Raw genomic sequence first — 26168 nt, forward strand, 5'->3', positions numbered from 1 at the left:
ACAGATGTTGTATGGTGACGTGATAATCGACATATCACTGGAAAAACTGGATAAGACCTTTCAATATGAGATTCCGGAACATTTGCGGGAAACCGTACAGATTGGAAGTCGTGTCGTGATCCCCTTTGGCAATGGCAAAAGGCGCATTACGGGATATGTGGTCGATATGTCCACGGAGCCAAAGATTGATGCCGGGCGGATCAAACCCATTCTTGGTGTGTCAAAGGACAGCATTGCCGTGGAATCGCAGTTGATTGCGCTGGCTGCTTGGATCCGCCGCAATTATGGATGCACCATGAACCAGGCATTAAAGACGGTCATCCCCATCAAGAAAAAAGAGGCAGGCAAGGAAAAAAAGACGGTCACCTTTCTTCTGACGCAGGAGCAGGCACGGGACGAACTCTCTACCTTGCTTGCCAGAAAAAGGCATAGTCAGGCAAAGGAGAAACTTTTGCGGACTTTGATGGAAAGGTCTACCCTGCCATGGGAGGACATCACAGGCAAAATGCAGATCCCGGCGACTGTCATCCGTGATTTTGAAAAAAATGGCTGGGTGCGGATCGACGCCGAGCGTGCCTATCGAAATCCTGTGCCCATGACTTTGGAAAAGGAAAGACCGATCGTCCTCAGTCCGGCGCAAAGTGTAGCTGTTTCGCGTATCACGCAGGATATGGAAGCAGGCAGGCTGGGAACTTATCTTTTGTATGGGGTAACCGGCAGCGGAAAAACGCAGGTCTATATGGAACTCATTGCAAAGACTCTGGCGGACGGAAAAAGTGCCATTGTCCTGATCCCGGAGATTGCACTGACCTATCAGACCCTGATGCGTTTTTATCAGCGCTTTGGCAATCAGGTGTCGATCATGAATTCCCGCATGTCGCCGGGAGAGCGTTTTGACCAGTACGAGCGGGCAAAAAAAGGAGATATCCGCATTATGATAGGCCCGCGGAGTGCTTTGTTCACACCTTTTTCCGATTTAGGGATTATCATTATAGATGAGGAACACGAACCTTCCTATAAGAGTGAGACCGTTCCAAGGTATCATGCAAGGGAGACGGCGATCGCCAGGGCAAAGATGCAGGGGGCGAGCGTGGTCTTGGGATCCGCGACACCATCGGTGGAGTCTTTCGCCAAGGCAAAAAGTGGGGAATATACCCTTTTGACCTTGCCGGATCGTATATCGGGACGGACGCTGCCGACTTGTGAGATCGTTGACCTGCGTGCGGAACTGCGGCAGGGCAACCGTTCGATCCTATCGCGCAGATTACAGGAACTGATGGCAGACCGTCTGCAGAAAAAAGAGCAGATCATGCTTTTTGTCAACAGGAGAGGGCTGGCAGGCTTCGTTTCTTGCAGAGCCTGTGGGCATGTGATAAAATGTCCCCATTGTGACGTTTCACTGAGTCTGCACCGCGGGGATGTCCTGCGCTGTCACTATTGTGGCTATGAGACGAGAAAACCGGTGGTCTGTCCGTCCTGTGGCTCCAAATATATCGGCGGCTTTAAGGCGGGCACGCAAAAGTTTGAGGAGGTCGTCAGACAGACCTTTCCGATGGCGCGCGTTCTGCGTATGGATACGGATACGACACGCGGAAAGAACGGACATCAGGAGATCCTGGATGCCTTTCGCAGAGGGCAGGCGGATATTTTGATCGGGACGCAGATGATCGTCAAGGGACATGATTTTCCAAACGTGACTCTGGTCGGTGTGCTGGCAGCAGACCTATCGCTCAATTCCAGCGATTTTCACAGTGGAGAGCGTACCTTTCAACTTTTGACACAGGCAGCAGGCAGAGCGGGCAGGGGCGACATTCCGGGCAATGTCGTGATGCAGACCTACCAGCCGACCCATTACAGCATCCTTGCTGCAAAAGATCAGGATTACGAGGCATTTTATGAGGAGGAGATCGCCTACCGCGAGTTGATGGACTATCCACCGGCGGCGCATATGCTTTTGATCCTCATCACTTCCGAAAAGGAAGAAGAGGCTGACCGATGTGCCAAGGCACTGGCAGACCTGATCGAAGACAAGGCACCGCAGATCCGGTGCTTGGGTCCATCCGATGCCGTCGTGGCAAAGGTCAGGGATATATACAAAAAAGTGATCTACTGCAAGCACAAGGACTATGAGCAGTTGATCGAGATAAAAGATCGCGTTGCGCAGACCATACAGGCGGATGCGGGATTTGCAAAAGTAATGGTCTGGTTCGATTTTGATCCAATGAATCAGGCGTAATTTTATAGAAAGAGGGATAATTTTATGGCAATCAGACAGATTAGAGTACAGGGAGACGACGTTTTGACAAAGGTATGCCGTCCGGTAAAGGAGATCACACCAAGGATCGCAACCTTGATCGAGGATATGGTCGATACCATGTATGAATACGATGGTGTAGGTCTTGCAGCACCGCAGGTGGGCGTTCTGCGCAGGATCGCAGTGATCGATGTAGGGGACGGTCCGATCGTTTTAGTCAACCCGGAAGTGCTTGAGACATCCGGTTCGCAGACAGGAGAGGAAGGCTGTTTATCTCTTCCGGGCAAATCCGGTCAGGTTACCCGTCCGAATTATGCCAAGGTGCATGCTTTCAATGAAAATATGGAAGAATATGAGGTGGAGGGCGAAGAACTTTTAGCCAGAGCCCTTTTACATGAGATCGACCATCTGGACGGACATATGTATACCGAAAAGGTAGAAGGCAATCTGCATGATGTAAATTATGAAGAAGAGGAAGCATAGAGGAGAAGGGGAATGAAAGTTGTTTTTATGGGAACACCGGATTTCGCGGTAGCAACGGTGGATGCCATTGCAAAGGCAGGACACGAGATCGTCATGGTGGTGACGCAGCCGGATAAGCCAAAGGGCAGAGGCAAGGAGATGCAGTTTCCGGCAGTCAAGACCTGGGCAGTGGAACATGATATTCCGGTCTACCAGCCAAAGCGCATCCGCGAGCCGGAGGCAGTGGAAGTCCTGAAAAAACAGGATGCGGATATTTTTATCGTAGCAGCCTTTGGGCAGATCCTTCCAAAGGAAGTCTTGGAGATCCCCCCACTTGGCTGTGTCAACGTGCATGCTTCGCTTTTACCAAAATATCGTGGCGCAGCCCCGATCCAATGGGCGGTCATGAATGGCGATGAAGTCAGCGGTGTGACGACCATGCAGATGGGGGTCGGCTTGGATGATGGCGACATGCTTCTAAAAGAGGAAGTCAGACTTGCAGCCGATGAGACTGGTGGAAGCCTCTTTGATAAATTGGCGATCGTCGGTGGAGAACTTTGTGTTAAGACCATGGAAGGGCTTGCAGCAGGCACGATTACACCGGTTTCGCAGGAGGAAGCGGAAGCGACTCATGTCGGCATGATCAAAAAGAGCATGGGAAATCTTGATTTTACAAGAAGTGCTGTCGAACTGGAGCGCCTGGTCAGAGGCCTGAACCCTTGGCCGAGCGCTTATACCCATCTGGGAAATAAGACACTGAAGATCTGGAAGGCACGCGTGGAGAAAAATATCGTCCCGGATGCCGTGCCGGGACAGGTGGTAGCGGCAGATGCTGATGGCATCGCGGTAGTCACCGGGGACGGACTCTTAGTGATGGAAGAGATCCAGTTGGAGGGCAAAAAACGTATGCCTGTCGCAGATTTCCTGCGAGGCCGCGATATTCCGGCGGGCACGATTCTAGGGGAGCAGGAAAGTATGACGCAGGCATAATTGCTGATACACAATATATTTATTTAAGGAGCAAAATTATGTACGGATATTATGGATTTTACTGGGACCCGACCTATTACCTGGTCGTCATCGGCGCCATCATCTGCCTGATCGCATCAGCGCGGGTCAAAGGAACCTTCAACAGATACAACCGCGTGCGCAGTGCCTCCGGTATGACGGGCGCACAGGCGGCAGAGCACATGCTTCGCAGATCCGGTATTTATGATGTGACGGTGCAGCATGTATCCGGCAATCTGACGGATCATTACGATCCGCGCAACAAGACCTTGAACTTATCCGATCCGGTCTATAATTCTACCAGTGTGGCAGCCATCGGCGTGGCGGCGCATGAGTGCGGGCATGCCATCCAGCACCAGCGCAACTACTTTCCATTGACTTTGCGCAGTGCCATTGTCCCGGTAGCAAATTTAGGATCCACCCTGTCCTGGCCACTTATCATCATCGGACTGCTCTTTAACAGCCGTATGGGGCAGACCCTGATCATGGCAGGCGTGATCGCATTTTCTCTGGCAGTTTTGTTCCAGTTGGTGACACTTCCGGTCGAATTTAATGCGTCTGCGAGAGCACTTCGCTTTTTAAATGATACAGGCATGTTATCCCATGAGGAACTCAAAGGAACGAAAAAGGTCTTAAAAGCAGCAGCACTGACCTACGTTGCAAGTGCAGCAGCAGCAATCCTGCAACTCTTACGGCTCTTGCTCCTGTTTGGAGGAAATAGACGCGATGACTGATCCAAATCAAAGAGAAATCATTGTCGCCATCTTAGAAGAAGTACTGGAAGAAGGAAAATATTCCCATCTGGTACTGGGGGCGACCTTGGAAAAATATCAATATCTGTCTAAACAGCAGCGTGCTTTTATCACGCGTGTGACGCAGGGGACCATTGAGCGGCTTTTACAGATCGATGCCATTCTAGGACAGTTTGTAAAAAAGCCTAAAGTGCCAAAGATGAAACCGCTCATCCGGACAGTCCTTCGCAGCAGTGTCTACCAGATCGTTTTTATGGATGGTGTGCCGGATGCGGCGGTCTGCAACGAAGCCGTCCGTATCGTGAAAAATCATGGACTGGGCGGCCTTTCCGGTTTTGTCAATGGTGTGTTGCGCAATATTTCAAGAAACAAGGATAGCATCACTTACAAGGGTCTTTCAGAAGCCTATTCCATGCCACAATGGATCATTGATGCGTGGGAAGAACAGTTTGGCGGGGAGACCACAAAGCAGATCCTAGAGGAATTGTTAGAGGAAAAGAAAACCTGTATCCGTGTCAATACCGGCAATATTTCTGTGGAAGAGTTGACAAAAAATCTGCGGGCGCAGGGGATCACGGTAGAGCCTTGCGAGGAGATCCCATATGCCCTTTATATCAGTGGCTATGACTATCTGCGCGGTATCCCGGAATTTCTTGCCGGAGATTTTTATATCCAGGATTTTTCCTCTATGATGGTGGCACACAGTGCCGGTATTCAGCAAGGGGATCATGTGATCGATGTCTGTGCGGCACCCGGTGGTAAGAGTCTGCATGCGGCAGAACTTTTGGCAGGCACGGGACTTGTGGAAGCAAGGGATCTTTCGGATCACAAGGTTTCCATTTTGGAAGAAAATATCAGGCGTATGGGGCTTGCCAATATTCGGGCAGAAAAATGGGATGCGACCATCTTAAACGAAGAATCCATCGGGCAGGCGGATGTCGTGATCTGCGATGCGCCTTGCTCCGGGCTTGGTGTTGTGGCAAAAAAGCCGGACATCAAGTACCACATGACAAAAGAGACCCAGAAGGAACTGGCGATATTGCAGCGTCAGATCCTGGATGTGGTCTGCGCTTATGTCAAGGCAGGCGGGACGCTTATGTATTCGACCTGTACGATCTCGTCTCAGGAAAACGAGGATAATGTGACATGGTTTTTAGAGAAGCACCCGGACTTTTCGTTGGAAACAGAAAAGCAGTTTTTGCCAAAAGCAGGTAAGCAGGACGGTTTCTTTTTGGCAAAGATGAAAAAGAGATAGGAAGAAAGATGGAAGAAAAAAGAGATATCAAGTCTTTATCATATGAGGAAGTCTTGACCTTTGCAGAAGAACTGGGAGAAAAGAAATTCCGCGGCAAACAGTTGTATGAATGGATGCATGTACATAATGTGGCATCTTATGATGAGATGACAAATCTGCCAAAGAAATTCCGGGAAGTTTTAAAAGAGCAGACGACCTATACGGCATTGGAACAGATCGATTGTCAGATTTCAAGGGAAGACGGTACGCGCAAGTATCTCTTTGCTCTAGCGGACGGCAATATGGTAGAAAGCGTTCTGATGCGCTATCACCATGGAAATTCGGTCTGTGTTTCCTCACAGGTGGGCTGTCGCATGGGCTGTCGCTTTTGTGCATCGACTCTGGATGGGCTGGTCAGAAACCTGACACCATCGGAGATACTAGATCAGATCTATGCCATTGAGCGGGATACAGGGGAAAAGGTTTCTAATATCGTTGTGATGGGGACCGGAGAACCTATGGATAATTACGACAATCTCATACGTTTTATCCATCTGCTGACCGATAAACATGGTAAAAATCTGAGTCAGCGCAATATCACGGTCTCTACCTGTGGCATCGTGCCAAATATGCGCCGTCTGGCGGAGGAAGGTCTGCAGATCACACTGGCTTTATCTCTGCATGCACCAAACCAGAAAAAGCGTCTGGAACTCATGCCGGTTGCCAATAAATACGATATCCATGAGGCGGTGGATGCCTGCCGCTACTATTTTGAAAAGACCGGGCGACGCGTGACCTTTGAGTACAGCCTGGTGGGCGGTGTCAATGACAGCGAGGAAGATGCTGCGGAGTTGTGTGCGCTGACAGAGGGGATCAACTGCCATATCAATCTGATCCCGGTCAACCCGATCAAGGAGCGGGACTATGTGCAGTCGGGCAAGCGGGCGATCGAGACCTTTAAAAACAAACTTGAAATATACGGGAAAAATGTTACTATTAGAAGGGAAATGGGCAGAGATATTGATGGAGCCTGTGGACAATTAAGACATAGACATATTTCCGAGACATAAGAAAGGTAAAATACATGAACTATTCTGTTTTGACGGATATTGGACGTATGCGTTCGCAAAATCAGGATGCAGTGTTTGCCACGGAAGAGACCATTGGCTCTTTACCGAATCTCTTTGTGGTCGCCGATGGAATGGGCGGCCACAAGGCAGGAGAATACGCATCCAGCCAGGCAATCGCACTGGCAAAACGTGAGATCGCGTCCGATACGGGATCTGAACCGGTTCAGATTATCAATCAGGGAATTACAGCAGCAAACAAGAGCATATACGAGGAAGCGACACAGGATGAGGACAAATATGGCATGGGTACGACCATGGTTGTAGCAACGCTTTTGGAAGATCATCTTTGTGTGGCAAATGTTGGTGACAGCAGGCTTTATGTATATAGGGACGGACAGTTGAGCCAGATCACGCAGGATCATTCCGTGGTCGGAGAGATGGTGCGCAAGGGCGAGATGCCAAAGGAAGAAGCCAGAAGCCATCCAAAGCGCAATCTGATCACAAGAGCAGTTGGCGCGGAGGCAGAGGTCCGTGTTGATTTCTTTGATGAGACCCTGCAGGCTGGAGATCTGGTACTTATGTGTACGGATGGACTGACATCTATGGTCGAGGAGAGCGAGATCGAAGAGGTCTTGGCGGGATCCGGTCAGGTGGCAGATAAAGTAGCAAAATTGGTCGATCTGGCGAACGATCATGGTGGTAAAGATAACATTACGGTAATAGTAATAGAACCATTTTCTGATGAGGTGTAAAAATGTTGACAAAAGGAAATTATATAGCAGATCGTTATGAGATCTTAGATAAAATCGGTACCGGCGGCATGTCCGATGTCTATAAGGCAAAGGATCATATCTTAGGTAGAGAAGTAGCAGTAAAAGTACTCAAACAGGAGTTCGCAGAGGATGTTACCTTTGTGACAAAGTTCCGCTCAGAAGCACAGTCAGCGGCAGGCTTGGAACATGCCAATATTGTAAACATTTATGATGTCGGCAGTGAAAATGGCATGTACTATATCGTTATGGAATATGTCGAGGGTATCACCCTAAAGACCTATATCGAGAAAAAGGGACAACTCAATTTTAAAGAGGCGATCAGCATCGCCATTCAGGTAGGTCGCGGTATTGAGGCAGCCCACAATAAGGGCATTATCCATAGGGATATCAAGCCACAGAATATCATTATCTCCACGGAAGGTAAGGTCAAGGTTACCGATTTTGGTATCGCTAGGGCCACCACTTCCAACACCATTCATGCGGATGTGATGGGATCTGTGCATTATGCATCACCGGAGCAGGCGAGAAATGGTTATGTGGACGGCAAGAGCGACATCTATTCTCTGGGTATCGTTATGTATGAAATGGTGACCGGACGTGTACCGTTTGACGGAGATACCACCGTTGCCGTAGCCTTGCAGCATTTACAGGAAGAAATGGTCGCACCGAGTGCATATGCACCGGAACTGCCGATCAGTTTAGAAAAGATCATTTTAAAATGTACCATGAAGAGCCCGGATCGCAGATACGCTACGATCGAAGATCTACTTTTGGATCTGAAAAAAGCACTTGTCAGCCCGAATGAGGATTTTGTGACGATCGGTTCCGCAGATGATGTGGAAAAGACCCGCGTGATCTCACCGGAGGAGCAGGAGCAGATCCGGGAAGGACTTGCCGAGGGCGAGGAAGTCGATGAGGGCGAACTTTTAGAGGATGAGGAAGACGAGGAAGAAGATGGTCCGGTCAATCCAAAACTCGATAAGGCGATCACCATTATGGGAATCGCGGCAGCCGTTATCATCATTGCCATTGTGATCTATATTGTGGGCAGTTTCTTTGGACTTTTCCATTTTGGAACCAAGAAGAGCGACAGCGATAAGGACAGCAAGACACAGGCAGAGCAGGTAGAAATGATCAAGGTTGTGGGCATGACCGAGGATGAGGCAGTCGCAGCCTTAAAGAAGGCAGGCATTTCTTACGAGATCGTTTATGAGTCTTCCGATGATGCAGAGGAAGGCGAAGTCATCAAGCAGAGTGCTGATGAGGGCGACAAGGTCTCTACTACAGAAAAGGTCAAGATCACCGTTTGCAAAGAAGGAGATCTTGAAATACCAAGCGTGGTAGGCATGAACGGCGATGCAGCCATTCAGACCTTAAAAGATAAAGGATTTAAGGCAAACCGTACCTTTGAATACAGTTCTGATGTAGCAGAGGGGCAGGTTATCAGCCAGACACCGACCGGTGTTGGTAAAAAGGGTGATACTGTGACGATCGTTGTCAGTGCAGGCATCCAGTCCGTACAGGTACCGTCCCTGACCAATAAGACACAGCAGGAAGCAGCCAATGAACTTGCAAGTGTCGGCTTACAGGTTGGAAATGTGACAACCGAATACAGTGATAATTATGCGGCAGGCAGAGTTATCCGTCAGGGTATTACACAGGGCAAGACGGTAGATGCCGGAACCGCAGTTGATCTGGTGATCAGTGACGGCAAAAAACCGGAGTATTACAGTTATTCCGGCAGCGTCAGCAATACACATGATGTACCGGTATCCGTTGTCTTAAAGGATGCGGAAGGCGTTTCCATTGCGTCATGGGATCTGCAGGCAAACCAGTCATTGAATATCAGTGCAAAAGATATTGCAACTTCATCTGGAACAATCGAAATTACTGGTGATGGTGTAAACGAGACAAAAACGGTTACATTTACAAAGCAATAAAGGATGCACATGACAGGCAGGATAGTAAAAGGAATTTCCGGATTCTACTACGTTTTCGTAGCAGGATCCGGAATTTATGAATGTAAGGCAAAAGGTGCCTTCCGAAAACAAGGGTTAAAGCCTCTGGTTGGCGATCAGGTAGAAATCGATGTGCTGGATGAGGCAGAACATCTGGGAAACGTAGTCAGGATCTTACCGCGCAAAAATGCCCTGATCCGTCCGGCAGTTGCCAATGTCGATCAGGCACTTGTTATTTTTGCGACCGATTCTCCAAAACCCAATCTCAACCTTTTGGACCGCTTTTTGGTCATGATGGCTTATCAGGATGTGCCGGTGCAGATCTGCTTTAACAAAGAAGATCTGGGAAGCCGGGCGGACAAGCAGGTCTTAAAGGAGACCTATGAACTGGCAGGCTATCCGGTACATTTTACCCAGGCGATCACCGGGGAGGGCAGAGAGGAGATCAGGACACTCTTGCAGGGCAAGACGACTACGGTGGCAGGACCGTCCGGTGTTGGCAAGTCGTCGCTGATCAATGGATTGCAGGATCATACCCTGATGGAGACCGGTGCCATCAGCCAGAAGATCGGGCGTGGAAAACACACGACCAGACACAGTGAACTGATTCCCATTGGCGGGGATTCCTTTATCATGGATACACCGGGCTTTAGTTCCATGTATGTACCGGAGATCGAGGCAGGGGGTCTATGGGAATGTTTCCCCGAATTTGTGCCACATGAACCGGAATGTCGTTTTCAGGGCTGCGCCCATATAGGAGAGCCGGATTGCGGGATCAAAGAGGCGGTAGCACGCAAGCAGATCGCGCAGAGCCGCTATGACAATTACAAGTTATTGTATGAAGAACTCGTTCAGGCAAGAAAATATTAGTGCCTGGCGGAAACAGAGTAAACAGGAGAGAATCATGAATTGTTTGTCACCTTCGATTTTATCTGCAGATTATGGTAAATTGGCAGAGGAGATAGAGAGAATTGATGAGGCGGGAGCACAGTATATCCACATTGATGTCATGGATGGTATGTTTGTGCCAAACATCACACTTGGCGCACCGGTGGTCAAGTCTTTGCGTAAATACACAGACCGCATTTTAGATGTGCACCTGATGATCGAAGAACCGGATCGCTATGTGGAGGATTTTGCCAAGGCAGGAGCCGATATCATTACGGTGCATGCGGAGGCCTGCCGCCATTTGGATCGTACGGTAGCGCATATCAAGGAACTGGGGACCATGGCAGGCGTTGCGATCAATCCGGCAACACCGATCGAGGTTTTGCGCCATGTCATAGATCAGGTAGATATGGTACTGATCATGACGGTAAATCCGGGCTATGGCGGACAGAAACTGATCCCATATACCCTGGAGAAGGTGACAGAACTGCGTCGTATCTTAGGAGAGCGTGGCATCAAACTTGACATTGAGGTGGATGGTGGCATTACCTTGGATAATGTCGATCAGGCACTTATTGCCGGTGCCAATATCATTGTGGCTGGCAGTGCCGTATTTTCCGGGGATGCAGCAGCCAATGTAGAAGCATTTTTGACGCATATGTAGACCACAGGGACGTTCCTTTTGGCTTATGGAGTGTCCCGAATGGCTTGGTAGTATAGAGGTTACAGCATGAAAAACGAAGAAGTAACACTGATTTTGGCAGGGGGTAATTTATCCCTGCCTTTTTTGGAAAATGTCATAAAAGAACATGCGGGGGCTACGATCATCGCTGCGGACAGAGGCCTGGAAGCCTGCATGAAATTGCAGATTGAGCCGGACTATGTCATAGGAGATTTTGATTCACTGGATGAGCAGGTCAAGGATGCCTTTCTGGCAGACCGTCGCAATGTAACAAAACTCAATCCCATAAAGGATGATACAGATTCGGAAGCGGCGCTGCATCTGGCGTTTGAAAAGACAAAGGGTGATATCTTTCTTTTGGGAGGAACCGGAACCAGACTGGATCATGTGCTTGGCAATATTGCCATTTTAGGACAGGGCTTTGTACAGGATCGCCATATTTTTCTTTTGGATGAACATAACCGGATCCGTCTGATCCAGAAGGAGTGCCGGATCAAAAAGGAAGAACAGTATGGAAAATATGTATCCGTGGTTTCTTTTTGCGGCGTTGCAAGAGGTGTAAGCGAGAGCGGCGTATTCTATCCGCTGGATCATGTAGATCTGCAGCCGTTTACATCCTTAGGCATCAGTAATGAGATCGTGGACGAGGAAGCCGTGATCACGGTGGAGGATGGAACGCTGATTGTGATTGAGTCCAAGGATTGAGCACGGAGACAGGCACAGATAAGGACAAACGGATAGGTGCCTGCCCATTTGTCCTTATCTGCGCCTGTCTCAGAAAGCCAAAAGGGACGCTCCTTATGGCAAAAGGAACGTCCCTGACGTCAGCCGAGTGTGACCTCGACCTGATATTCTTTTTTACCTCTTACATAAGGAATGACATTGCCTGCAATTTCCTGTCCATCGACACGCAGACTGACCACACCTTTTTCTACCTGTTTCGGATTTCTCACCTGAATATGGTAGGTTCCTTCACGGAACTTTCTTGTTAGTTCAAAATCCCCAAAATCATGCGGAATACACGGATCTACCGATAAGCCCTCATGGGTTGGCAGAAGCCCTAAGATATGTTGGGATATGTTGACAAAAGTCCAGGCAGCCGTTCCGGTCAGCCAACTGTTCTTTGCTTCTCCAAAGAAGGCGGCATCGCGTCCGGCGATCATCTGTGAGTAAACATAAGGCTCTGTCCGGTGTATCTCACTGAATTCCTCCACATAGGCAGGGCAGGTCTTTTGGTAGATCTCAAAAGCACGGTCGCCCCTGCCGATCACGGTCTCGGAAATGGAAACCCATGGGTTGTTATGACAGAAAATACCCGCATTTTCCTTATATCCCGGTGGATAAGAAGTGATCTCGCCCAGTTCCAGATGATATCTGGTGTAGGCAGGCTGGAGCAGGACGATACCGTATTTGGTGTCCAGTCGTTCCTTGACAGAATCCAGCGCTTCTTTGGCAAGACCTTCCTTGACGCCGACACCGGCGAGAGGGCAGAAGCCCTGTGTCTCGATATAGATCTGTCCTTCCTCACATTCATGGGAGCCGACCTTCTGCCCGTGGGCATCATAGGCACGCAGGAACCATTTGCCATCCCAGCCATCCTTTAAGATGACATCATAGATCTTGGCAACTTCTTTCTCTGCCCGCGTGGCCTCGGACGTATTCCCGGTTAGCCGGCATAACTTGGCATAGGCATTTCCGTATTTGACAAACATGGCTGCAATAAAGACAGATTCCGCTACCGGTCCCTCACTTGGACCAAAGGTCTGGAAGGATTCACCCGGATGTGCGGAAAAGCAGTTTAAATTCAGGCAATCGTTCCAGTCGGCACGCCCGATCAGAGGCAGTCCGTGAGGCCCCTTATGGTTTACGATATAGTCAAAAGACCGGTGCAGATGTTCCATGAGTGGCGCGGCAAGACTGACATCATTATCAAATGGCACGGCTTCGTCTAAGATGGAAAAATCGCCTGTCTCGCGGATATAGGCATCTGTTCCAGCGATCAGCCAGAGGGGATCATCATTAAAACCACTGCCAATATCGGAATTTCCTTTTTTGGTCAGCGGCTGATACTGGTGGTAGGCACTGCCGTCGATAAATTGTGTTGCGGCAATGTCTAAGATACGCTCTCTGGCACGCTCCGGTATGAGATGGACAAAACCAAGCAGATCCTGACAGGAATCGCGGAAGCCCATACCGCGTCCGATACCGGATTCGTAGTAGGAGGCAGAGCGTGACATATTAAAGGTCACCATACACTGATACTGGTTCCAGATATTGACCATGCGATCGACTTTTTCATTGGAAGATGTGACATGATATTTGGATAGCAGGTCTTCCCAATAGGCAGCCAGGGCGGATAGAGCCTGCTCCACCTGTGCATCGGTCTGGTATTTGGCAAGGATCTCTTTCGCCGGTTTCTTATTGATGATGTCGGGCGCAGACCATTTCTCCGCAAGGGGATTTTCGGCATAGCCCAGAACAAAGATCAGCGATTTTTCCTGACCTGGAGCAAGGGTCAGATCGATCTGGTGGCAGGCAATCGGAGACCAGCCGCTTGCTACGGAATTGGAGCAGGCGCCTTTTTCTACAACTTGTGGATGGTCATTGCCCCGGTAAGCACCAAGAAAGGCATCCCGGCTGGTATCAAATCCGTCGATCGGTGCATTGACCCCATAAAAAGCAAAGTGATCGCGGCGCTCGCGGTACTCGGTCTTATGGTAGATGACCGAATCTTCAATCTCGACTTCGCCGATACTCAAATTTCTCTGGAAGTTCTTCATATCGTCATCCGCATTCCAAAGACACCATTCCACATAAGAAAAGAGGGAAAAAGTCTTAGGCGCATCGCCATCATTTTTTAAATGCAGCCACTGGAGCTCACAGTTATCTTCCAAAGGAACAAAGAAGAGAACCGATGCCTGCAGGTTCTTCTTTTTCCCGGTAAAACGGCTATAGCCCAGGCCGTGGCAACATTCGTAAAAATCTAGGTCCGTCTTGGTCGGCTGCCAGCCTGGATTCCAGATGCAGTCCCCATCTTTGATATAAAAGTATTTGCCGTTAGTATCGCAAGGTACGTCGTTATAGCGGTAGCGAGTCAGGCGCAGGAGTCTGGCATCCCGATAAAAGGTATAGCCGCCGCAGGTATTGGATATGAGGGAGAAAAATTCCCGGTTTCCCAGATAATTGATCCAGGGAAGTGGTGTTTTCGGTGTAGTGATCACATATTCCTTATGTTGATCATCAAAGTAACCAAATTTCATAATAACCTCCGATTTTTAACTATAAAATTGAATGAAGGTGGTGCAAAGAATTTAAGAAATACCTGGTAAGCGCTGCACCATACTGAAAACGATTAAGAGACTGAAAATAATGGAATATTTATTCTTGAGTCAGATTATAATGTATAAAACTTGGAAAATCAACAGGAAATCAACGAAAATACTACGAAAACCACAGGCTTTTTATGGGCTTTCCTTATATAAAATAATTACGAAAATGTAGTTTCGTAAAAATGGGCAAAACAAAAGTCCTTAAACTGTGAAACCTTGCCAAAAATAGGTGAAAACATCAAAAAAGGCTTGCAGACCATATCAAATTGATGTACATTCAACTTACGAAAACGATTAAGAGATTTTTCTTCAAAACAAATTACAAAGTCGAGAGGAGAAAGGATGGTATCACTCAAGGATATTGCAAAGGCTTGTCAGGTTTCCGTGGCAACCGTCAGCAAGGCACTCAACGATCACAATGATATCAGTGCTGAGACAAAGGAACGGATTCGGCAGGTGGCAAAAGACATGGGATATTTTCCAAACTCTGCGGCAAAGGCACTCAAGACAAATCGTACTTATAATATCGGTGTTTTGTTTGTCGATGAAGCACGTAGCGGTTTGACACACAATTACTTTTCACATGTGCTTGACAGTTTCAAGCAGACAGCGGAGCAGCAGGGCTATGATATGACTTTTATCAACTGTTGCAAGACCCGTCCCAACCGCATGACCTATCTGGAACATGCCAGATACCGTGGATTTGATGGCGTGGTGATCGCCTGTATCGATTTTAACGACCCGGAAGTGATAGAACTTGTAAAAAGCAACATTCCGGTAGTGACGATCGATCACCTTTTCCACAATCGCATCGCCATCATGTCGGACAATGCAAAGGGCATGGAAGACCTCTTTTCCTATGTATATGAAAGAGGACATCGGAAGATCGCTTATATCCATGGCGCAGATTCCGCAGTTACCCAGAGCCGCTTATCTACCTTTTACCGGATGGCGGAGCAAAAGGGCTTATCCATCCCGGATGCTTACATCAAGGAAGCGGCATACCGCAACGCGGATGAGGCATATGAAAGAACCAGAGAACTTCTGGCATTGGAGGATCGACCGACCTGCATCTTATATCAGGATGATTTCGCCAGTTTCGGCGGTATCAAGGCAATCCGACAGGCTGGACTCAAGATCCCGCAGGACATTTCCGTAGCCGGTTATGACGGTATACGGATCGCCTATCAGTTGGAGCCGCAGTTGACGACCTTAAAGCAGGACACGGACAGCATTGGACGATTGGCAGCAGAGCAGTTGATCAGTCTGATCGAGGAACCAAAGACAACGCTGATCCGTCCATACATTGTCGAAGGCTATGTGGAAAAAGGACAGTCCGTAAGGGACATCAATCATACCTAGTGCACAATTACAGTGGCGATGACTACTGTGGTTAGCAATAAATATTTATATGTAATGTATTTAAAAAGGAGGAAAACGAAATGAAAAAGAGAAAAGTGTTAGCGATGTTGTTGGCATTTGCCATGACGTTTTCGTTGGCAGCCTGTGGAAGTTCTGGGGGGAACGACGATCAGGCAAACAGTGATGCAGACACGGAGAGTGGTTCCGATGAGGATGCCATTCCGGATAATGAGATCACAGGTGATCCGAGTGCAAAAGATGCTTTTGTTGTCTGGGCGTGGAACACAGATTTTACGACCTTGCAGGACCTATTAGTAGAAAAATACCCGGATCTCAAGGATAGACTGGTATTTGTAAACTGCGGTGGTTCCAGTTACTATCAGGACAAGATCGATGCTTTGTTAGACGATCCGAGCAACGAACTTTATCCTGACATGATGCTTTTGGAAGTTGGTTATGTGCAGAAATATGTGCAGTCTGATTATCTGATGAGCCTTAAGGATCTCGGCATCACAGATGCTGATACAGCAGACCAGTTCTCTTACAATATCGAACTTGGTTCTGACAAGGATGGCGTTCAGAAGGCTTCTTTCTGGCAGGCAACACCCGGATGTATCCAGATCCGTGCTGATCTTGCAGAAAAGTACTTGGGCACGACCGATCAGGCAGAACTTGAGAAGACCTTCTCTAGTTGGGATTCTATCTTAGAAGCAGCAAGAAAAGTCAATGATGCTTCCGGCGGAAAAGTAAAACTCTTCTCCGGCTATGATGATCTGAAGTACATCTTCTTAAATGGTGCCCGTACCGTTGGCTGGTATGATGACAATGATGTGATCCAGATGGATCCTGCCATGGAAGAATACATGGAATACTCAAAGACCTTATATGATGAAGATCTTACCTTTAATACTACTATGTGGGGGACAGACTGGGCAGCATTAAAAGATGGCGATGGCGAGAAGTCAGAAGCATGTATCGCATTTGCAGGATGCCCATGGTACACCTATTGGAGCCTGACTGATACATGGGATAAGAACACCATCCTTGTAGACGCACCGGTTCAGTTCTATTGGGGCGGTACCGGACTTGCAGCAACCGCAAAATGTGCTGATACAGACGTTGCAGCAGAGATCATCAAGTCCTGCACTTGTGACAAGGACTTCATGACAAGCATTTATAAAGCAAATGGTGACTTTGTAAACAACCAGAAGGCTATCTCTGATATCGTAGCAAACAATTTAAAGGGTGCTTCTACCTTTAGCCTTTACGGCGACCAGAACATTCCGGAATTCTTCTCGACAAGAGGACAGAATGTAGATGTATCTTTGGTTACAGCAGAAGATATGACGATCAATGAGACCCTGTTCCCGGCAGCAGTTACCGCATATGCGACCGGCGAATCTGATAAGGACACTGCCATCAAGGACTTCAAGGCAGCCGTACATGACACATATTCTTATTTGAAAGTAGAGTAGTAAAAATCCTTTGCCCGGAGCAGGACTTGGGCTCCGGGCAATCATTTTAAATGAGGTGAAAACCATATGAAAGCAGGAAAAAAAGAAACAAAACCAAAGACGGTCAGTTATGGGAAGTATGGTTATCTCTTTATTGCACCGTTCTTTATCGTATATCTGGTTTTCTCCCTGTGGCCGCTGATCAATACCTTCTATTACAGCATGTTTGAGTACACCACCAGAAATCTGCGGACAACGATCACTTTTACAGGACTTCAGAATTATCTGAACGTGCTGGGTATTGCAGATGGTGAACAGGGATATTTCCTAAAATACCTGGGCAATACGCTTCGTCTGTGGTTGTTAAACTTTGTACCCCAGATCTTACTGAGCCTTTTGGCAGCCGCATGGCTGACCAATAATCGTGCAAAATTAAAGGCAAGAGGCTTTTACAAGGTTGTTCTTTACATGCCGAATATTATTACAGCGGCATCTATTTCCCTTCTCTTTTGTGCCCTCTTAAGCAAGTATGGTCCGATCATGTCGACACTGCGCAGTCTGGGTTGGATCTCACAAAATGCGGATATTATGATGAGCAAGTGGGGAACCGGCATATCCATTTCCATGATCCAGGTCTGGATGTGGTATGGCAATACTATGTTACTTCTGATTGCAGGTATCATAGGTATCAGTCCTGATATTTACGAAGCCGCCGAGTTGGATGGGGCGACAGGCAGACAGCAGTTCTTTTCGATTACCCTTCCGCTGTTAAAGCCGGTCATGTTGTATGTACTTGTGACATCAGCCATCGGTGGACTTCAGTTATTCGATATTCCGGCACTCTTTAATGTAGGGCAGGGCACAGGCTATGTGGGAGGACCAAACGATACTTCAACAACTGTGACCATGTACATTATGAGACTGCACAATACAGATACCGGAAGGGCGGCGGCAGTATCCGTACTTCTCTTTATCTGTACCCTGATCATTAGTTTGATCTTCTTCCGCGTCATGCAGACATCCGATGCATATGGCGGAGGCGGAAAAAAGAAGAAAGGGGGCAAGCGTCATGGAAAGTAATCAGCCATTGCAAAATAAGACAAAAGCCGTACGCAGGCAGAAGATCTTTCGGAACATCATTATGATCCTGCTTTGTCTGATCAGTTTGATCCCATTTTATCTGATGTTCGTCAATGCAACACGCACGTCGACCCAGGTACAGAGCGGTATATCACTTCTCTTTGGATCAAATTTAAAAAACAATATCGCAAATTTCGACAAATCCCAACAGGGTCTTGGTGTTACAGTCTTACAAAGCATGTTCAATTCCTTTAAGGTGGCTGTTCCATTTACCGTATTGTCCGTATATTTTTCTTCTATGACAGCATACGGCATCCACAACTACTCCTTTAAAGGTCGCAAAGCAGCATGGGCATTTATCATGGGTGTCATGATGGTGCCGACGCAGGTTTTTGCCATTGGTTTCTACCAGTTCATGATGAAACTGAATCTGCTGGATACATATTGGCCGCTGATCATCCCGGGTATTACTACTCCGGCGGTCGTATTCTTTATGAAACAGTACATGGAGGGAGCGCTTTCCCCGGAACTGGTAGAGGCGGCCCGCATCGACGGTTGCGGTGAGATCCGTATCTTTAACACGATCGTCGTACCTTTGATGAAACCGGCGATCGCAACACAAGCGATCTTCCAGTTTGTGGCTAGTTGGAACAATCTGTTCATGCCGACACTGATCATCAGCAGTTCTGAGAAAAAGACACTGACCATGTTTGTGCAGATGCTGACAAGCGAATCCTTCCGTACCGACTATGGTGTTGTATTCTTGGGACTCTCCATTACAATCTTGCCAATGCTTGTGATGTACTTCCTCTTATCCAGATTTATCGTGGAGGGCGTATCACTCGGTGGCGTAAAGGGGTAAAAGAAATGTTGAATTTTACATCTGAGAACAAAGTTATATGGATCTTGGGAAAGATTGGGCAGTTTGTACTGCTCAATTTTCTCGTGCTTTTGGGCTGTATCCCGATCGTGACGATCGGGGCATCGCTCAGCGCCGGGGCACGTTGTATGAAAAAAATGAAAGAGCCGGAGGGCGGTATTTTGACGTTAGAGTTTTTCCATGCCTTTGCCGCTGACGTTAAGCAGGCGACCGGTGCGTGGCTGGTCCTTGCTAGCGTCATGGTCTTGGGCGCTGGGGATATATATTATGCCATCAGGATCGCAGAGCCTGTCAATATGTTCTTTTTATTCTTTGGCGGCGTGCTTTTCTTTGTGGCAGTCAGTATGCTCTTTTGGATTTTCCCACTGGTAGCAAACTATGACAACCGGGTCAAAGGGCATCTGACCAATGCTTTTTTGTTTGCTTTTGGCAAACTGCCGGCGACCCTTTTGCTCTGGGGTATCTGGGGCAGCCCTGTCATTTTATGTTATTTTAGACCGGTCTTTACCAGCCTGGTCGGCTATATCATTGTTTTCTTTGGCGTGGCACTGCAGCTTTGGCTCTCTCATCTAATTTGGGATCATACACTTTGCCGGGAAGAGACTCTGGAAGTTCACAGCGTTGGCAGATAAGGTGTGATGTCGTAACCGGAAGCAAAGTCAATAAATTTGGAAGTACGAAGGGGCGTGAAAGAGAAGACGGTATCCTGCATGCAGGTCCGATCATCCGTCCGCTGGGTGATGAAAAATACGAAATGGTATCGGTTGGACCGACCACCTCTATGCGTATGGAGAAATTCGAGTACGAATTTGTCAAAGAGACAGGCGTGCGCGTTGTTGTCGGTATCAGGAAAGACTCTTGTGCAGGTGTGCACAGGAGTTTTTCTGTTTTACAAATCTCATCTTTTCGTTTATCTTAGAGGAAGAAAAAACAGAACCAAGGGGACACTCCTTGTGGCAAAAGGAACGTCCCTTATGGCAAGGAGAGCGTATGATCGAGATCACAGACCTGCATATTCCACAACTGGATATGTATATAGATAAGAAGGAAGCACAATTATTACATTATTTTGAGCCGGAGCCGGGTCTTTTTATCGCGGAGAGCCCCAATGTGATCCTGCGTGCTTTAGAGGCCGGCTATGAGCCGATTTCTATTTTGATGGAAAAAAGACAGGTGGAGAAAAAAGCAGGGGAAGTCCTGAAAAAAGTGGGCGATATCCCGATCTATGTGGCAGACCTTTCTGTGCTGACACAGATCACCGGTTTTCAGTTGGCACGGGGTATGCTGTGTGCCATGCGGCGCAAGCCCATGCCGACGGTGGAGAGCATCTGTCAGGGGAAAAGACGTATCGCCATTTTAGAAGAAGTAGTCAATCCGACCAATGTCGGCGCCATCTTCCGGTCGGCGGCAGCCCTTGGCATGGATGGCATTCTTTTGACCCATGGCTGTGCAGATCCTTTGTATCGCAGAGCCTGCCGGGTCAGCATGGGAACGGTCTTTCAGATTCCTTGGACCTATCTTTCCAAAGAGGCGTGGTATGAAGAGACGGGGCATCTGTTGCAGCAGATGGGTTATAAGACAGTCGCCATGGCATTAAAAGAGGATTCTTATGCCGTGGATGATCCAAAACTGCTTGCGGAAGAACGTCTGGCAGTGGTGCTGGGAACGGAAGGCGATGGGCTGGCAAAGGAAACGATCGCTGATTGTGACTACACGGTCTGTATTCCCATGATGCATGGCGTGGACTCCTTAAACGTGGCGGCAGCCAGTGCAGTGGCTTTCTGGGAACTGGGAAAAACCGGTGCGGATCAAAAAAATGTATAAATTTCGACAAAAAGTGGTGGAAAAATGACGCAGATTTTCGTACAATAGAAATGTATGGAAATTTGGGACATTTTGTATATAGGAAAGGATTTGTTGCTTTATGGGATTTAAATATGCAGATCAAGAAGAACAGTTAAAGAGAGCCAATCGCTTTTTGGTATCCGGATATCTTATTTTTTACGCAATCTTAATGATCATTATGTGGGCATGCTATTTCGTAGGCATCCGCTCTAAGGGGCTGACCATGATGGTTTCCGGTATTGTTTTGGTATCCTGTATTGCCATCTTTTTACTGTCCAGAAAGTTTTTGACATCCCAGAAATTAAAAATGATGGCATTGCCATTTTTGCTTGTTGTCTGCTATGTGACAGGATTTGCCTTTACACAGGGATTTATCCAGTTGCTTGGAATCTTCCCTTTGGTAGGATGCGTGCTTTTCTTTGACAAGAAGTTTTCACTCATCAGTGGGATTGCTTATGCAGTCATGGAAGTGCTCGTGACTACGGCCAAGATCGTACAGCATATCAATCTTGAGGGGGATTCTGCCTTAAATCAGATCTTTGTTCTGGTGATCTGTCTGGTACTTTTGGTATTGCTTTATTGCGTTACCAGCATTGCGGAGCAGTTTAATAAAGATACTTTAGGCGAAGTACATGAAAAGAATGCCAAGATGCAGACCATGCTTGACGATGTGATTGGCGTGGCTACTGAGGTGCGCAAGGGTACGGAAAGTGCCATGGATATCGTCAATGACCTCAATGGTTCTTCCGAGGTCGTAAACGGTGCAATGAAGAATATTTCGGAAAGTACCTTGTCGACCGCAGAAAATATCCAGACACAGACGACCATGACTGCCAATATCCAGCAGTCGATAGAAGATACTTTGACAAGTTCTGAGACTATGGTAGAGATCGCCAAACAGTCCGGTCAGATCAACCGGCAGTCTATGGATGTGATGAATCGCTTGAAGGAGCAGTCTCAGGTAATCTCCAATACAAATCAGGATGTGGCAAAGGCAATGGAAGCCTTGCAGGCCAAGACGGAAGAAGTACGAAACATCGCGGATACTATTCTTGGAATTTCCTCCCAGACCAATCTTTTGGCATTGAATGCCTCTATTGAGAGTGCCAGAGCCGGTGAGGCTGGCAGGGGATTTGCTGTGGTTGCGGATGAGATCCGCCAGTTGGCAGAGCGTACCAAGCAGGAGACAGAAGAGATCAGCAAGATCTCTGATGATCTGACAGAGAATGCGACCAGGGCAGCCAATGCGGTTTCCCAGTCTGTTAGCGCAACGGATGCACAGGACGTCATGATCACAGAAGCATCCGAGAGTTTTGAGGCGATGAATGATAATGTGACAGAATTGATTACCCATATCGAAAATATCGATGATCGTCTGAGCAGACTTTCCGAAGCCAACAATCAGATCGTAGATAACATTACCAACCTATCAGCAACGACCGAGGAAGTGACCGCATCTTCCAACCAGGCAGCTGAACTTTCCAATGCCAATATGGAAAATGCGGAGAGCGCGAAGAATCAACTGACAGGTGTATTGGATGTGTCACATCAGTTGGATAAATATTTGTAAAAGAGGCAACAACAGGCTAATAGATTAGGAATGTGAAAGAAGATTTGGACCGGCGAGAGTTGGTCCTTTTTTCAATTGCGTCATTATGAATTTTATTTCGTCATTTTTGGTAAAATGACGAAATTGGACTTGGAAATCTAACCGCCTACCGTGTATGGTAGAGATGTTTACTGATCTGACAGTATGGATGGGAATCAAGAAATTTATCGACCAGATAAATGCTAATGCAGTAGCGTAAATGATATCCTCCCCCCAAAAAAAAGAAAGAAATGTACATTCCTCCCTAAATGTGATAGACTAGATATTGCTGTATCAGGGCTTTTAAGAAGCATGACAACGGAAAAGATTTTAATAAAATCAATACTTTTCAAAGGAGAAATATAAATTATGAAACTAGGAATCGTCGGACTGCCGAACGTAGGCAAGTCTACTTTATTTAATTCGCTGACCAAGGCAGGCGCACTTGCAGCCAACTACCCATTCGCAACGATTGACCCAAATGTGGGCGTGGTCAGTGTGCCGGATGAGAGACTGAAAAAACTGGCAGATCTTTACCAATCAAAAAAGGTGACACCGGCTGTTATTGAATTTGTCGATATTGCGGGTCTTGTAAAGGGAGCCAGCAAGGGAGAGGGACTTGGCAACCAGTTCCTTGCCAACATCCGTGAATGTGATGCGATCGTACATGTAGTACGTTGCTTTGAAGATACCAATATCGTGCATGTGGATGGAAGCATTGATCCGCTCCGTGATATTGAGACCATCAATCTGGAACTTCTTTTCTCCGATTTGGAGATTTTGGAGAGAAGATATGCAAAGACTTCCAAGGCTGCCCGTATGGACAAGTCTTTACAAAAGGAAGCCGCTATGCAGGAACGTCTGAAAGAGCATATGGAAGCAGGTAATTCTGCTCGCACTTTTGAACTTCTGGATGAGGATGAGGAAGCCTACTTCAAGGAGTATGGACTTCTTACTGCAAAGCCGGTCATCTATGCTGCCAATGTATCCGAGGATGAGGTGGCAAATGACGGCGCAGACAACGCAGGTGTTGCAGCCGTTCGTGAGTTCGCGGCAAAAGAAGGAAGTGAAGTCTTTGTGATCTGTGCGGAGATCGAGCAGGAGATCGCAGAACTGGATGATGACGAAAAAGCGATGTTCTTAGAGGAACTCGGCATGAAGGAATCCGGTCTGGATAAACTGATCAAGGCTAGTTATTCTTTATTGGGCTTGATCTCTTATCTGACTTCCGGCGAGGATGAGACACGTGCATGGACCATCACCAAGGGAACCAAGGCTCCGCAGGCAGCAGGAAAGATCCATACCGACTTTGAGCGTGGCTTTATCAAGGCTGAGGTCGTAAACTTCCAGGATCTTTTAGATTGCGGCAGCACTGCAGCAGCCAAGGAAAAAGGTCTGGTGCGTGTAGAGGGCAAGGAATATGTCGTACAGGATGGCGATGTGATCCTTTTCCGTTTCAATGTATAATTTCAAAGTGTGACTTATCAAGGCTTTCTACATATACTGTAGAAAGCCTTATTTTGTGGTGGACTGCCATGCTTTTGTGTGAATTACAGACAAAAGATGTGATCAATGTATGCACAGCCAAATGCCTGGGACGTGTGATGGATCTGGAGATCGATGAAAAAAGAGGCTGTATCTGCACCCTGATCGTACCATCCAAAGGAAAGATCTGCGGCTTCTTTTTACATGAGTGTGAATACTGGATCCCCTGGTGCCAGGTCTGCCGTATCGGTTCGGATATGATCCTGGTGGATGTCAATGAAAAGGAAGTCATGCACAAACCATAAGACATGTCGAAAATAGTGCGAATTGCTTGACAATTCATACAAAATCCGTGTAATATAAATCTATATATTGTGGTTTAGGCGAAGCGGATTCGCTAAGAAATGGAGGGAAGGCATGAAGTGTCCTTTTTGTAGTAGTGAGAATACCAGAGTAATTGATTCCAGACCGGCAGATGACAACAATTCTATCCGCCGCCGTCGTATGTGTGATGAATGTGGCAAGCGTTTTACGACCTATGAAAAGGTAGAGACGATCCCTTTGATCGTGATCAAGAAAGACAACAACCGTGAACAGTATGATCGTGCCAAGATCGAGGCCGGTGTGCTCAGAGCCTGCCATAAGCGTCCGATTTCTGCCAACGACATCAACAAACTGATCGATGAAGTGGAAACAGAGATTTTCTCCAGAGAGGAAAAGGAGATCCCGAGTGACGAGATCGGCGAGATCGTTATGGATAAGATCAAGGATCTGGATGATGTTGCTTATGTCAGATTTGCCTCTGTTTACCGTGAGTTTAAAGATGTCAATACATTTATGAGTGAATTAAAGAAAATGTTAGACAAATAAAAGGGTTAAGATTTTTTTACATGATCCGATATATTTTGTGTAAGGAACAAGAAGTTTTCGTGAGAGCGAAATTAGGAGTATAAGATGAATATATCAGGTATCCGACCAGCCGTTGGATTTTATGATTATAACAGCATAAAGCAAGTCGAGAGTGTACCGGTCGCATCCCAGTCTATTTATATAGATGGTACGACCAAGGTATCCGGCAAGGTCGCCGAGGCAGGCACACAGCAGGATGCATCAGCCAGAAGCAGACAGACCTTTGGAGCATACGACTATGCCAGCCAGTACGAGCCGAAGGCAACCTATGATCTCAAGGGCGCTGACAGCGATATCCGATCATTGGATGTGGCAAAGGCAGTCTCTGATATGCAAAAGGATGAATTGATCCATCAGTATCAGTACTTTGTAGGTCAGGATCTGGCAGTGGAAGCATCCCAGACACCATCTATGCGCGGCGCAGAAGACTTCTCACTCTAGGACAGAAAGACAGATTACATAGAGATTCTCATTTGTGGATGAGGATCTCTTTTTGTTTTATGGAAAATTCCCTTTTACTCATTTTTTCATGCGGGAAAACATTGTCTTTTACAGGTAATTTGCCTATAATTAAATTGGTATATTTTTCAACAACAGAAAGAGGTATAAGAAGATGAGAATAAAGGCAGAAGATACATTTGCGATCGTCATTGATTATCAGGAAAAGATCTTGCCGGCAATGAGCGGGCAGGAGGAACTGCTCCGCAAGAGCCAGATCTTACTGGGCGGCTTGAAGGCACTGGAAGTACCAATGATCCTTACCACACAGTATGCCAAGGGATTGGGCAATAATATCCCGGCGATCACAGATGCCATGGGTGTGACAGAAGCGATCGACAAGAATACTTTCAGCGTATATGACAATGAGAGCGTCCGACAGGCCATCCCGCATGGCAAAAAGAATGTCATCCTGTGCGGTATCGAGGCGCATATCTGTGTCTTACAATCTTTGATGGATCTGCAGGCAGCAGGCTATCAGACCATTCTGGTGGCAGACTGTGTAGCCAGCAGAAGCGACAGAGATCTGGCATTTGCCTATGAGAGAGCAAAGCAGGAAGGTGCGATCATCACGAGCGCAGAAGCCATCCTTTACGAATTGGCAGGATCTTCCAAGCATCCTGCATTTAAGACGATCTCTGCCTTAGTAAAATAAAA

General features: G+C 47.4%; 24 protein-coding genes and 1 pseudogene. 24 read left to right on the forward strand and 1 reads right to left on the reverse strand.

Annotated features, from left to right (window positions below; genetic code table 11):
* The first annotated feature begins 7 nt into the window (after positions 1–7).
* From priA to H8R94_RS11755, 11 genes are all read left to right on the forward strand, one after another.
* Positions 8–2236: a replication restart helicase PriA gene (priA, locus tag H8R94_RS11705; protein WP_186854759.1), complete on the forward strand. Its 2229-nt coding sequence runs from the start codon at positions 8–10 to the stop codon at positions 2234–2236.
* A 24-nt stretch (positions 2237–2260) separates the two neighbouring features.
* Complete coding sequence (gene def / locus H8R94_RS11710; protein ID WP_186854731.1) at positions 2261–2737, forward strand: peptide deformylase; 477 nt, start codon at positions 2261–2263, stop codon at positions 2735–2737.
* 12 nt (positions 2738–2749) lie between these two features.
* Positions 2750–3706, forward strand: coding sequence for a methionyl-tRNA formyltransferase (fmt, locus tag H8R94_RS11715; RefSeq protein WP_118281826.1), 957 nt, complete (start codon positions 2750–2752; stop codon positions 3704–3706).
* A 38-nt stretch (positions 3707–3744) separates the two neighbouring features.
* Positions 3745–4458: a zinc metallopeptidase gene (locus H8R94_RS11720; protein ID WP_178010095.1), complete on the forward strand. Its 714-nt coding sequence runs from the start codon at positions 3745–3747 to the stop codon at positions 4456–4458.
* The gene (gene rsmB, locus H8R94_RS11725) at positions 4451–5731 is read left to right on the forward strand and encodes a 16S rRNA (cytosine(967)-C(5))-methyltransferase RsmB (protein ID WP_186854732.1); all 1281 of its coding nucleotides are present in this window, start codon (positions 4451–4453) and stop codon (positions 5729–5731) included. The genes H8R94_RS11720 and rsmB overlap by 8 nt, the downstream gene beginning before the upstream one ends.
* Before the next feature lie 8 nt (positions 5732–5739).
* Complete coding sequence (rlmN, locus tag H8R94_RS11730; RefSeq protein WP_118535974.1) at positions 5740–6780, forward strand: 23S rRNA (adenine(2503)-C(2))-methyltransferase RlmN; 1041 nt, start codon at positions 5740–5742, stop codon at positions 6778–6780.
* Positions 6781–6794: 14 nt separating this feature from the next.
* The gene (locus H8R94_RS11735; RefSeq protein ID WP_118281830.1) at positions 6795–7532 is read left to right on the forward strand and encodes a Stp1/IreP family PP2C-type Ser/Thr phosphatase; all 738 of its coding nucleotides are present in this window, start codon (positions 6795–6797) and stop codon (positions 7530–7532) included.
* A gap of 2 nt (positions 7533–7534) precedes the next feature.
* A complete protein-coding gene (gene pknB / locus H8R94_RS11740; protein WP_186854733.1) occupies positions 7535–9493 on the forward strand; it encodes a Stk1 family PASTA domain-containing Ser/Thr kinase in 1959 nt (652 codons plus the stop codon).
* Positions 9494–9502: 9 nt separating this feature from the next.
* Positions 9503–10381: a ribosome small subunit-dependent GTPase A gene (rsgA, locus tag H8R94_RS11745; protein WP_186854734.1), complete on the forward strand. Its 879-nt coding sequence runs from the start codon at positions 9503–9505 to the stop codon at positions 10379–10381.
* 34 nt (positions 10382–10415) lie between these two features.
* On the forward strand, positions 10416–11063 hold the full coding sequence (gene rpe / locus H8R94_RS11750; RefSeq protein ID WP_118281833.1) for a ribulose-phosphate 3-epimerase: 648 nt from the start codon (positions 10416–10418) through the stop codon (positions 11061–11063).
* A 66-nt stretch (positions 11064–11129) separates the two neighbouring features.
* Positions 11130–11786: a thiamine diphosphokinase gene (locus H8R94_RS11755; RefSeq protein ID WP_118281834.1), complete on the forward strand. Its 657-nt coding sequence runs from the start codon at positions 11130–11132 to the stop codon at positions 11784–11786.
* Between the two features lie 119 nt (positions 11787–11905).
* Here H8R94_RS11755 and H8R94_RS11760 read toward each other — a convergent pair whose 3' ends face one another.
* A complete protein-coding gene (locus tag H8R94_RS11760) occupies positions 11906–14341 on the reverse strand; it encodes a GH36-type glycosyl hydrolase domain-containing protein (RefSeq protein ID WP_186854735.1) in 2436 nt (811 codons plus the stop codon).
* A gap of 411 nt (positions 14342–14752) precedes the next feature.
* Here H8R94_RS11760 and H8R94_RS11765 point away from each other — a divergent pair, with 411 nt between their 5' ends.
* The 13 genes and pseudogenes from H8R94_RS11765 to H8R94_RS11825 all read left to right on the forward strand — a co-directional run bounded on the left by H8R94_RS11765 (position 14753) and on the right by H8R94_RS11825 (position 26166).
* A complete protein-coding gene (locus tag H8R94_RS11765; protein ID WP_118281836.1) occupies positions 14753–15772 on the forward strand; it encodes a LacI family DNA-binding transcriptional regulator in 1020 nt (339 codons plus the stop codon).
* Positions 15773–15852: 80 nt separating this feature from the next.
* Positions 15853–17247 carry a hypothetical protein gene (locus H8R94_RS11770; RefSeq protein WP_186854736.1) on the forward strand — a complete coding sequence of 465 codons (1395 nt, stop codon included), beginning with the start codon at positions 15853–15855 and terminating at the stop codon, positions 17245–17247.
* Between the two features lie 66 nt (positions 17248–17313).
* Positions 17314–18306 (forward strand): carbohydrate ABC transporter permease, encoded by a 993-nt coding sequence (locus H8R94_RS11775; RefSeq protein WP_118281838.1) that lies wholly within the window; start codon positions 17314–17316, stop codon positions 18304–18306.
* A complete protein-coding gene (locus tag H8R94_RS11780; protein WP_118281839.1) occupies positions 18296–19168 on the forward strand; it encodes a carbohydrate ABC transporter permease in 873 nt (290 codons plus the stop codon). The genes H8R94_RS11775 and H8R94_RS11780 overlap by 11 nt, the downstream gene beginning before the upstream one ends.
* A gap of 5 nt (positions 19169–19173) precedes the next feature.
* A complete protein-coding gene (locus H8R94_RS11785; RefSeq protein WP_118281840.1) occupies positions 19174–19818 on the forward strand; it encodes a DUF624 domain-containing protein in 645 nt (214 codons plus the stop codon).
* Between the two features lie 65 nt (positions 19819–19883).
* A pseudogene (locus H8R94_RS12460) lies at positions 19884–20030 on the forward strand (fumarate hydratase C-terminal domain-containing protein); the annotation flags it as partial.
* Positions 20031–20176: 146 nt separating this feature from the next.
* Entirely contained in the window at positions 20177–21010 is an 834-nt protein-coding gene (locus tag H8R94_RS11795; RefSeq protein ID WP_186854737.1) for a TrmH family RNA methyltransferase, read from the forward strand.
* A gap of 100 nt (positions 21011–21110) precedes the next feature.
* Positions 21111–22601: a methyl-accepting chemotaxis protein gene (locus H8R94_RS11800; protein WP_186854738.1), complete on the forward strand. Its 1491-nt coding sequence runs from the start codon at positions 21111–21113 to the stop codon at positions 22599–22601.
* A gap of 387 nt (positions 22602–22988) precedes the next feature.
* On the forward strand, positions 22989–24086 hold the full coding sequence (ychF, locus tag H8R94_RS11805; protein ID WP_118281842.1) for a redox-regulated ATPase YchF: 1098 nt from the start codon (positions 22989–22991) through the stop codon (positions 24084–24086).
* A gap of 68 nt (positions 24087–24154) precedes the next feature.
* Positions 24155–24409, forward strand: coding sequence for a YlmC/YmxH family sporulation protein (locus H8R94_RS11810; RefSeq protein WP_118281843.1), 255 nt, complete (start codon positions 24155–24157; stop codon positions 24407–24409).
* A gap of 112 nt (positions 24410–24521) precedes the next feature.
* Complete coding sequence (gene nrdR, locus H8R94_RS11815) at positions 24522–24974, forward strand: transcriptional regulator NrdR (RefSeq protein ID WP_118281844.1); 453 nt, start codon at positions 24522–24524, stop codon at positions 24972–24974.
* An 84-nt stretch (positions 24975–25058) separates the two neighbouring features.
* On the forward strand, positions 25059–25454 hold the full coding sequence (locus H8R94_RS11820) for a hypothetical protein (RefSeq protein WP_186854739.1): 396 nt from the start codon (positions 25059–25061) through the stop codon (positions 25452–25454).
* A gap of 172 nt (positions 25455–25626) precedes the next feature.
* On the forward strand, positions 25627–26166 hold the full coding sequence (locus H8R94_RS11825; protein WP_178010261.1) for an isochorismatase family protein: 540 nt from the start codon (positions 25627–25629) through the stop codon (positions 26164–26166).
* Positions 26167–26168: the final 2 nt, after the last annotated feature.

This window comes from Roseburia lenta (assembly GCF_014287435.1).
GTDB classification, from domain to species: Bacteria; Bacillota; Clostridia; order Lachnospirales; family Lachnospiraceae; genus Pararoseburia; species Pararoseburia lenta.

What these genes read in the sequence shown, in the direction of transcription:
- def (WP_186854731.1), top strand. Translation starts at nt 2,261, where the DNA reads ATGGCAATCAGACAGATTAGAGTACAGGGAGACGACGTTTTGACAAAG.
- fmt (WP_118281826.1), top strand. Translation starts at nt 2,750, where the DNA reads ATGAAAGTTGTTTTTATGGGAACACCGGATTTCGCGGTAGCAACGGTG.
- H8R94_RS11720 (WP_178010095.1), top strand. Translation starts at nt 3,745, where the DNA reads ATGTACGGATATTATGGATTTTACTGGGACCCGACCTATTACCTGGTC.
- rsmB (WP_186854732.1), top strand. Translation starts at nt 4,451, where the DNA reads ATGACTGATCCAAATCAAAGAGAAATCATTGTCGCCATCTTAGAAGAA.
- rlmN (WP_118535974.1), top strand. Translation starts at nt 5,740, where the DNA reads ATGGAAGAAAAAAGAGATATCAAGTCTTTATCATATGAGGAAGTCTTG.
- H8R94_RS11735 (WP_118281830.1), top strand. Translation starts at nt 6,795, where the DNA reads ATGAACTATTCTGTTTTGACGGATATTGGACGTATGCGTTCGCAAAAT.
- pknB (WP_186854733.1), top strand. Translation starts at nt 7,535, where the DNA reads ATGTTGACAAAAGGAAATTATATAGCAGATCGTTATGAGATCTTAGAT.
- rsgA (WP_186854734.1), top strand. Translation starts at nt 9,503, where the DNA reads ATGACAGGCAGGATAGTAAAAGGAATTTCCGGATTCTACTACGTTTTC.
- rpe (WP_118281833.1), top strand. Translation starts at nt 10,416, where the DNA reads ATGAATTGTTTGTCACCTTCGATTTTATCTGCAGATTATGGTAAATTG.
- H8R94_RS11755 (WP_118281834.1), top strand. Translation starts at nt 11,130, where the DNA reads ATGAAAAACGAAGAAGTAACACTGATTTTGGCAGGGGGTAATTTATCC.
- H8R94_RS11760 (WP_186854735.1), bottom strand. Translation starts at nt 14,341, where the DNA reads ATGAAATTTGGTTACTTTGATGATCAACATAAGGAATATGTGATCACT.
- H8R94_RS11765 (WP_118281836.1), top strand. Translation starts at nt 14,753, where the DNA reads ATGGTATCACTCAAGGATATTGCAAAGGCTTGTCAGGTTTCCGTGGCA.
- H8R94_RS11770 (WP_186854736.1), top strand. Translation starts at nt 15,853, where the DNA reads ATGAAAAAGAGAAAAGTGTTAGCGATGTTGTTGGCATTTGCCATGACG.
- H8R94_RS11775 (WP_118281838.1), top strand. Translation starts at nt 17,314, where the DNA reads ATGAAAGCAGGAAAAAAAGAAACAAAACCAAAGACGGTCAGTTATGGG.
- H8R94_RS11780 (WP_118281839.1), top strand. Translation starts at nt 18,296, where the DNA reads ATGGAAAGTAATCAGCCATTGCAAAATAAGACAAAAGCCGTACGCAGG.
- H8R94_RS11785 (WP_118281840.1), top strand. Translation starts at nt 19,174, where the DNA reads ATGTTGAATTTTACATCTGAGAACAAAGTTATATGGATCTTGGGAAAG.
- H8R94_RS11795 (WP_186854737.1), top strand. Translation starts at nt 20,177, where the DNA reads ATGATCGAGATCACAGACCTGCATATTCCACAACTGGATATGTATATA.
- H8R94_RS11800 (WP_186854738.1), top strand. Translation starts at nt 21,111, where the DNA reads ATGGGATTTAAATATGCAGATCAAGAAGAACAGTTAAAGAGAGCCAAT.
- ychF (WP_118281842.1), top strand. Translation starts at nt 22,989, where the DNA reads ATGAAACTAGGAATCGTCGGACTGCCGAACGTAGGCAAGTCTACTTTA.
- H8R94_RS11810 (WP_118281843.1), top strand. Translation starts at nt 24,155, where the DNA reads ATGCTTTTGTGTGAATTACAGACAAAAGATGTGATCAATGTATGCACA.
- nrdR (WP_118281844.1), top strand. Translation starts at nt 24,522, where the DNA reads ATGAAGTGTCCTTTTTGTAGTAGTGAGAATACCAGAGTAATTGATTCC.
- H8R94_RS11820 (WP_186854739.1), top strand. Translation starts at nt 25,059, where the DNA reads ATGAATATATCAGGTATCCGACCAGCCGTTGGATTTTATGATTATAAC.
- H8R94_RS11825 (WP_178010261.1), top strand. Translation starts at nt 25,627, where the DNA reads ATGAGAATAAAGGCAGAAGATACATTTGCGATCGTCATTGATTATCAG.